General features: G+C 39.4%; 4 protein-coding genes and 1 pseudogene. 4 read left to right on the forward strand and 1 reads right to left on the reverse strand.

From position 1 onward, the window contains the following. The first annotated feature begins 702 nt into the window (after window positions 1–702). Together NF418_RS09020 and NF418_RS09025 are read left to right on the forward strand one after the other, a co-directional pair. Window positions 703–1,011 (forward strand): hypothetical protein, encoded by a 309-nt coding sequence (locus tag NF418_RS09020; RefSeq protein ID WP_256779338.1) that lies wholly within the window; start codon window positions 703–705, stop codon window positions 1,009–1,011. Between the two features lie 352 nt (window positions 1,012–1,363). Next, a complete protein-coding gene (locus NF418_RS09025) occupies window positions 1,364–2,515 on the forward strand; it encodes an iron-containing alcohol dehydrogenase (protein WP_256779339.1) in 1,152 nt (383 codons plus the stop codon). Window positions 2,516–3,769: 1,254 nt separating this feature from the next. On the opposite strand, the gene NF418_RS09030 is transcribed toward NF418_RS09025, so the two are convergent. Continuing rightward, window positions 3,770–5,299, reverse strand: a complete 1,530-nt coding sequence (locus tag NF418_RS09030) for an ATP-binding cassette domain-containing protein (protein WP_256779340.1) — start codon at window positions 5,297–5,299, stop codon at window positions 3,770–3,772. Window positions 5,300–6,060: 761 nt separating this feature from the next. On the opposite strand from NF418_RS09030, the gene NF418_RS09035 reads away from it, so the two are divergent. Both NF418_RS09035 and NF418_RS09040 read left to right on the forward strand, forming a co-directional pair. After that, entirely contained in the window at window positions 6,061–7,632 is a 1,572-nt protein-coding gene (locus NF418_RS09035) for an L-lactate permease (RefSeq protein ID WP_256779341.1), read from the forward strand. 283 nt (window positions 7,633–7,915) lie between these two features. Further along, a pseudogene (locus tag NF418_RS09040) lies at window positions 7,916–8,896 on the forward strand (IS110 family transposase); the annotation flags it as partial. Window positions 8,897–9,023 lie beyond the last annotated feature (127 nt).

Below are 9,023 nucleotides of genomic sequence, written 5' to 3' on the forward strand. Positions count from 1 at the left end.
GGGATGAAATGTATAAAGAATGGGAAGTTCATGCTAGTCATTTTGAGTTACAAGTTCCTATAGAGAAAGTAGGTTACTTCCTAATGAATTTTTGATAGGTGAGCTAAAGGAGTAAGCTAATATTTTCTCTTTTGAATTCTTATCAGACAGATTCAGAGAAATATGTAGCGGTTAGGTTGGATTTTTTTGTCGTGATTTGTGCAGGATTTTGCTCATTTATTGGATAGTAGTTCTTATTTGAAAGTAAGTCAAGTTTATTTTTTATCGATAAAAGAGTCTGCAACTAGTTCCTGTACATGGGCAGAACCTCTGACAAGGATGAAGTCAAAATTGTATTTTTTACATTGCACGCTTGAGATACTGAATTCAGAAATCTGTCCTGTCTTTTTGAAATAGCCATGATTCAAACTTGTCTTTTAATATCACAAGATATGGATAGTACGCGATAATTTTTGGAAAGAAAGATAAATTTGTTTAATCGGTGTAAGAAATAAATAATATCATCTGTGCAAAGGGTGATTGGGTTTGTTATATGGTAAATTGTTAAATAGTAGAAACTGCTATGGAATTGCCACCTAACATTTGGTATTATCAGAGAATAGATGCTATAAAGTGTATTCCTATGAGATTCAACAGTTTTTCATATGTTCAGATATCTTAGTTTCAGCTTGATAAATATATTTATTGTAAAAGGAGATACAAATGATAAAAAATACTGGTATAATATGGAAATTGCTTCATTCTAAGAGGTATGAACATCACTTGGTTAAAGAGGCAATGTCTCAATATGAAATTTTATATAAAAAGACAGTTCTTCAAGAATTGTGGGATATTGGTGTTAGAGATGGAAATGAAGTAGACAGATTGGTCGAACGAGTCTTAAAACGATCTTATTTGGATAATGGTAGAATTACTCAAGATTGCTTAGTTAATAACTTTCGATTGGAGATTGAGTACCAAAATCGAATGGCATTCACCAATTGGAATTCGAGAATTGAAATGGCAAGCTAGTTAGTAGTTGGCTGCTAGTTTATCAAGTGAAAGTCATTGTGGTATGAAAATTTAGAATTAATTTCCCTACCTCTCGTAAACTTTTGATATCTTCAATATTGAATTTGCATACCATTTATCACTTTTTATAGTTTTGTTTACTTTCTTAGTTAATATCTTACTCACATAACCTTATTAGGGTCATTCTACATATATATTGGTTGTTAGTTAAAATGGTAGAAACTAATCGATAATTGTTTTGAGGAGCTAGGAATATTATTAAATGTTTCAATAAAAATATGGAAAACTTTATATTAAAATGTTATAATAATATCACAAAAAAACAAATAGTATAATATAAAGGAGTTCTTCTATGGCAACATTTTATGTACCTTCGGTCAATTTAATTGGGAGTGGTTGTGTTAATGAAATTGGCAGTTATGTTAAAGAATTGGGTTACAAGAAAGCTCTGCTTGTGACGGACGAATTTCTGTTAAATAGTGATATTCTTCCTAAAGTGACCAAGCCACTGGATGAAGCTGGAGTAGACTATGTAGTATTCAGCCAGGTTGATCCAAACCCAACCTGTAAAAATGTTTATGATGGACTAGCTACGCTTCAAGAAAATGACTGTGATTTCATCATCTCAGTTGGTGGCGGGTCACCTCAAGATGCTGCAAGCTGTATTTCTATTATGGCAACCAATGGTGGGAAACCGCAAGACTATGAAGGTTTGCATAAGTCTGAAAAACTAGGCTTGCCTGTTGTAGCTATCAATACAACTGCTGGTACCTCAGCTGAAATTACCATTAACTATGTTATCACCGATGAAGAGCGTAAGGTCAAAATGGTTATGGTGGATAAGAATAGCTTGGCAATTATGTCGGTCAATGATCCAGAACTTATGCTTTCAAAACCTGCAGCACTAACGGCAGCAACTGGAATGGATGCGTTGACACACGCTATTGAAGCCTTGGTAACTCCGGGTGCATATGGAGTTACTAAAAAATTATCAATGGGTGCTATTGAGTTAATTAAAGAATTTTTACCTCGTGCGGTTGAAAATGGACTAGATATTGAAGCCCGAGAGGCTATGGTTCATGCTATTTTCCTTGGAGGAATGAGCTTTAACAATGCAGGATTAGGTTATGTTCATTCAATGGCTCACCAATTAGGCGCAGTATATGATTTACCACATGGTGTTTGCTGTGCTATGATTTTACCAATCATCGAACGGGAAAATGCCAAACGTGTACCAGCAGCCTTCCGCGATGTGGCAAAAGCTTTGGGTTTGGACATTACAAGCAAGTCTGATGAAGAGTGTGCAGACTATGCCATCGCACAAATCGAAGAATTGTCAGCTAAAGTTGGTATTCCTAAAAAACTGACAGAGTTGGATATTAAAGAAGAAGACTTTGATTTTGAATATTTATCAAAGAATGCATTGATTGATGCCTGTGCACCAGGTAACCCATTCATGCCAACCTTAGAAGAAACAATTTCATTCTATAAGGAATTGTTTTAGGAGTTCAGGATTATCTTCTTAGTGACAGCCTTAACTAGGATGGTCTATTCGCATATGAGTGAATATATTAGACAAGGTCTACCTTCTTGTCATATTGTCGTATCGTGTAGGTACAATGAATGTAATTAGCAACAATAAATATTAGGGAAATTTGATTGAGGAGTTTTCTAGTTTTTATAAACTAATTGGCTTTCCTTCGGAAGTGTATTTACGCACATAGAAAACAAACAAATTCTTGACAAGGTATTTTTGATTTGATAGTATAATCTAAAAATTTTAACGGGTGCTCAAATTCGTTTATGGATTATGTCCGAATGAATCATCCTACGGAAATGGAACAGGGGTGCAGTAAGCGAGTATAATCTAGCTGCTATGCTAGGTTTGAAACATATCTTGCAAATCAAGTTGCTTCTGTAGGATGTTGCAGGTCGAAACTAATCCTACAACAAAGCTTATTCTAAATAGTATACAAGAAAATTGTTTGATAAATTTAATAACCTAGATGTACTTTAACAGAATATCTAGGTTATTTATCATTTATGTCATTTAGTATAATCTTTGAAAGTTTTTTTCTATTATTTGAGACCATTACCATTTTACAATTTTTAAATACTCCGCTGGAGAATTTGGACTCGCTTTGCCGAACTTTGTTCAAAGCCTAGCACTTAATTCACACTAATTGACAATATTTATTCAGTTTGAAGATGGTTAATTGGTAAATATATAATTTCCAAATAGGGTTCATGAGAGTCATAACTCCGTCCACATAGATAATCAGAAAATAATCGGTGTATTATTGGTTGCGGTGTAGGGGAGAAGTTACGGGTAAATTCATTAAAGAGTAGGATATTTGCTTGGTCCAATGCTATTTTAGCAAAAGAATGCCAAAAAGAAGGGAGTGGGAAAGACCTCCATGATGGCTCCGCCCTCACCTACAGAATAATGAAAACGAACATAAAGCCCTCACCAGGTGTAACATCTTAGTGAGGGTTTTGTAGTTGACGAGTTAATGAGGTTATTCATCGAGGGAAAAACGGATTCACTCTACTGACGACCACCCCAATATTTGCGTAATTGCCTAATAACAAGGTATATTGAAAAAGGCTGGAACGACCTATAACAAAAAATTTACAAAGATTAGTAGTGAGGAAATCTCTGACGGGAGAGAGTACTCGCTACTTTATTCTTTCTAAAGATGATAAAGTATAAGTGTCTCGTTAAGTAGTGAGACTTTGCCCAGCCTCATCATTTTTGTTAGATAGTCTCCACTTCCACCAGCCCGTTTTCTGTTAGTCGGTAGATGGCTTGGCAGACTTCTTTGAGAAATCGGCGGTCGTGGGATACGCAGATGAGTCCGCCTTTGTAGTCAGCAAATAGTTGGCGGATATAGGGTTGAGATGTCGGGGAAAAGTTGCGGCTGGGTTCGTCTAAGAGGAGGAAATTTGCTTCTTCCAAAACCATTTTTAAGATAAGAAGCTTGGCTCGCTGTCCTCCAGAGAGTTCTTTCATCGGGTGATGAACTTCCTGTCTAGTGAATTGGAGGCTGGCCAAGTGAGTTAAGATTTTCTGGCGGTAGGCTTGGTCAGCATCTCCAAGTAAGAAGTCCAGTGGGCTCAACTTATCATCCAAGATATCTGCATAATGCTGAGGCATATAGCCCAGTGACAGATCCTTGCGGATGGAAAGTAAAGTATAGACTTGCTTGAGTAAAGTTGATTTTCCGCAACCGTTTGGTCCGATAATACCAATCTTTTCTTGTCCTTTGACCCGAAGATTAAGGTGGGAAGCAAGAACTTGGTTGCCCAGTTTTAATTGGAAATCTTCTACATTCAACAGAACCTTAGTGGCAGGCAGGTTAGGGGTATCAGTGAAGAAGAGGTGGATAGCGTCTTCGTGGTAGGGAACCTGTGTCAAGCTCTCTTTCATCTTTTCATAGCGTTTCTCTCGGGAGAGAACACTTTTCATCTTCTTGGCAATCAGACGGCCCATGGTCGCGTCGTGTGTATTAAGCAAGGAATGACGAACCTGCGATTTTTGCCGTAGGTGTTTGGTCAAGGCCTTGTCAAATTCCTTGCGGTCATTGCGAGCCTGCTGGACTTGTTTCTGATAGGCCTGTTCCCGATTGTCACGATAGGTTTGGTAGTCGTTTGTTTTGACACTGGTTTGAGCCAGTGTTTTCTTTTTGACAGACTCTAGATGAATAATCTTGGTGGCAGTTGCAGCCAATAAGTCTTCATCATGCGAGACGAAGAGAATGGTTTTGGGACTGGTACGGATGAAGTTTTCTAGCCATATCAGCGTATCTAGGTCTAAGTCGTTGGAAGGCTCATCTAGGAAGAGAATTTGGCTGTCTTGTGCTAGTAGCTTGATGAGTTGGATTTTTAATTTTTCTCCGCCGGAGAGGCTGGAAATGGCCTGCGTGCTAGTAAAGCGATCGCTGTCAAACTGCAGCTGGTCTGCGTATAGGTAGAGTAGGCCATAATCAATAGCCTCATCAAGATCGCCAAAGAAGTAGTTGTTCAGGGTTAGCTCTGCTATTTCTCGAGGAAGACTTTGGGGAATATAGGTGTGAGAGGAGTAGTTGCGAGTGATCTGGCCGTCAAATTGGAGGTAGTCTTGGACGAGATTGGGGTCCATGATGAGCTTGAGTAGGCTGGACTTGCCGTTGCCTTCTTCGCCTATAATGGCTACCTTGTCGCCGGGATTGATGGTAATGGAGAGGTTGTGGACCAATGTGCGTAAGTCGTGCTGGTGGTCAATGGTAAGGTGTGAAATCTGTAGCATAAGGCCTCCTTGTCAATGAAAAAACAGCTACTGATTGGGTAGCTGTCGCACGCAAAAAATCCTTCTGTGCAGGGAGTACCTGCTTAGATAGGAAACGAGGGCGCAAGAAAACCAACCAATCAGCTTAGGTGATATTGAATGGGTGGCTTACTTGTCCATGTCTCCTTACCTCCGATAATTTCTATCTTTAGTATAGCATAGTCCAGAGATTTGTCAACTACTTAGTAATGGAGAACTACGCCGTAGGCATGAAGAAAATGCATTTAACCGTTTTTTAGTTGTATGCATTTTAAAAAAAATTTTCAGCATATTTACATAATTGCTTTGATTTATCCTCATTTTCACCTACGTTATACCAAAATTTGATTATGAAAATGGGAGTGGGAAAGAACTCGACCATTCATAGAAGAGTTCGTCTTCCCACCCCCGCACAATTGATTAGGTCAGATTTGGAGTGTAAAACACGAACAAATCAGCCAATCAATCACTGCGCTGAGATGTTGACACTAACTTTGAGAAGAGGTGCTGGGCTTTTTGCACAGCCTCCAGAAAACGTAATGTTCTACATGCGTTTATCGTGGATTGGAGTTTGGAAGGTGTGGTTAAAGTTGGTGCAATATATTAGGGTCAAAATGTGAATGATTTCTAAAAATATGAACTTTCTCTTGCACAAGTTGCTAGGCTTTGAGGTATAATAGGAAGAGCTATTTTTAAACAGTCTTATAAAAATAGTCTAAATATAGAAGGAAACGATAAATAATATGGATATTTTATTGAGTGTTTTCCCCATTATTCTCTTGATTTTCTTGATGATAAAAATGCGGGTTCCAGCCAACTATGCACTTCCTGGTATAGCTGCTTTAGTATATCTTATTTTGTTGGTTTATTTTAAAACGGATTTTGCTCTTCTGAATTCTGGCTTAGTGACAGGATTTTGGGCGACCTTGACACCGATTACGGTTATCATGGGTGCGGTACTTTTCAATAATTTCCAACAACAAACAGGTAACCAAGCGGTCATTAATCGCTGGATGTCAAGTTTAACACCCAATCCCGTTGCCCAAATGATGATTATTGGATTTGCTTTTGCTTTCATGATTGAAGGGGCATCTGGTTTCGGTACGCCTGCTGCAATCGCGGCTCCGATTTTGATTGCGCTTGGTTTTGAACCGATTAAGGTGGTGATTGCAGTTTTAATTTTTAACTCAATTCCTGTATCTTTTGGAGCTGTGGGAACGCCGACCTGGTTTGGATTTGGCTCCTTGGGATTAAGTGCTCAGCAGATTGGAGAATTAGGCTTAAAAGCAGCGATTGTTCACTTGACAGCAGGTTTTGTCATTCCATTGATTGCCCTTCGTTATGTTTTTACTTGGGCACAAATCAAGGCAAATTTACTCTATATTTACCTGACAGTTTTTGCTTGTGCTGTACCGATGACTCTTCTAGCAACTATCAATTATGAATTTCCGTCTCTACTGGGAGGTGCGATTGGTTTTATTATCTCAATCTGGTTGGCTAAGAAAAAAATTGGTTTAGAGAAGACAGATAAAGAGAGTTCAGTAGCTGCTCCTGTAGCTTTAAAGGAACTCTTTATGGCACTCTTACCATTGATTAGTCTGGTATTAATCTTAGTAGTGACACGGGTTCCTCAATTAGGGATTAAAGCCCTGATGAGAACCGATGCGGTTTGGTTTAAAGCTAATCTGGGCTTTGCTGATTTGGCAGTTACCAAGGCCTTGAAAATTACCTTAGCAAATGTTTTTGGAACGAGCTCTAGTGAATCCTACGAGTTACTCTATGCCCCTGCCTTTATTCCTTTCTTTGTGATTGTATTTGCCTTGTCTGGATTTTATCCAAGTATGAAGGGGAAGGTTTGGAAAATGATTGTTGGGACAGCTCAGCAAATGGTCGTACCATTCTTTTCGCTACTAGGTGGTGTAACCATGGTGAAATTTATGCTGCTCAATGGTGATCAGTCTATGGTATCCATTATCGGGATGTCCTTGGCAGCAGCAACTGGTCCATTTTGGGGACTCTTTGCTTCTTATTTGGGCGCAATTGGAGCATTCTTTTCAGGTTCTGCAACCATTTCAAACTTGATTTTTGGTGGGGTGCAGCAGTCCATTGCTACACAAACAGGTCTGAACATGACCAGTATCTTGGCCATGCAGTCAGTTGGTGGAGCCATGGGGAATATGACTTGTGTCAATAATATCATCGCAGCTTCATCTGTTTCAGGTGTTCACCGACAGGAAGGTTATATTATGCAAAAAACTGCCGTGCCTATGTTTATCTACGGAATCATTACGGCTTTAGTTGGATTGTTTTTATAAAACAGGGAGCGGGAAAGAACTCGACTGGTCAAAAACATACTAAGATTAGTAGTGAGGAAATCTCCGACGGGAGAGAGTACTCACTACTTTTTTCATTCTCAAGATGATAAAGTAGAGGTGTCTTGTTAAGTCGAGGGTTCTTTTGACGCTAGACGTCGCGACAAAAACTGGCAAGACACCTGTTTTAGGAAGAATGTTATCAAAGTATGTGGGACGCCAGACGTCGAGTATTGAAAATGACATCGCTAAAACAAGGAATCATTCAAGACAAAGAGGTAGTATCATGCGAGTAGTATTTGGGATTGACGTGAGTAAGGTAAGTTCAGAAGTAGCCATTCTAGTCAATGGCGAGAAGGTACATAACTACACCATGTCCAATGATGCCATTGGCTTTTCCCGGCTACTTGGCGATTTGAAAACCGTCCACAAGCCAGAAATCATCTTTGAAGCAACAGGCGTCTATTCTCGTCGTCTTCAAGCTTTTCTGGATGAACATAGCTACGCTTATACACGGCTCAATCCCTTAGAAGCCAAGAAGCAACTGGATAGCTTGCGTGTGCGGAAAACAGATCAAATTGACGCTGAAAAACTGGCTCAGTCTCAGTTTGTACTGAATCGTAAACCCACTTATATCCAAGAAGAAGTCTATCAAGATCTGCGAGATCTCAGTCGATTCTATCAGAACTTAACCGAGGACATCGTTCGAGCTAAAAATCGTCTGCACAAGGTCTTACAGGTCACTTTCCCTGAATTGGAAACTATCTTGTCAACGCCAACTGGGGAACAATACTGGAACTTGGTCATAGCCTTTCCTTGCAAGGACTTCGTTCTTGAGTTAAGCAAGGATGAACTCTCAAAGAGCATCCGTCTGTCCACTTCAAAACGGATTTCTGACAAGCGTGTGGCTTACTTAGCAGAGAAGCTGACAGCACTAGCCAATCAATCTTATTGTGCCGTTAAGAAAAACTCTCCAATCATGGAAGAGGTGCGTTACTATGCGAAAGAATTGCTTAGACTTTCTGAACAGAGACAAGCAGTCTTAGACGAAATGGTGGAACTAGCCCAACCTTTACCAGAGTATGACATTCTGCTTTCTATTCCTGGTATCGCTGAGACTACTGCAACAAGTATTATTGGCGAACTGGGAGATATTCGCCGTTTTCAGTCTGCCAATCAAATCAATGCCTTTATCGGTATTGACCTGAGACACTATGAATCTGGAAACTTCATCGCTAAGGAACACATTACCAAGCGTGGCAATCCCTAGTAACCGCCCAATAACAAGGTATCTATCCACTCACTCCTTCCTCCGGTATACTGTTATAAAAAACAAACTGGAGGATTTATTATGTCTCAGCCCATCGTCCCATTGACTATTCCCCAATCTCGCC

Source organism: Streptococcus suis, assembly GCF_024509555.1.
GTDB lineage: Bacteria > Bacillota > Bacilli > Lactobacillales > Streptococcaceae > Streptococcus > Streptococcus suis_AD.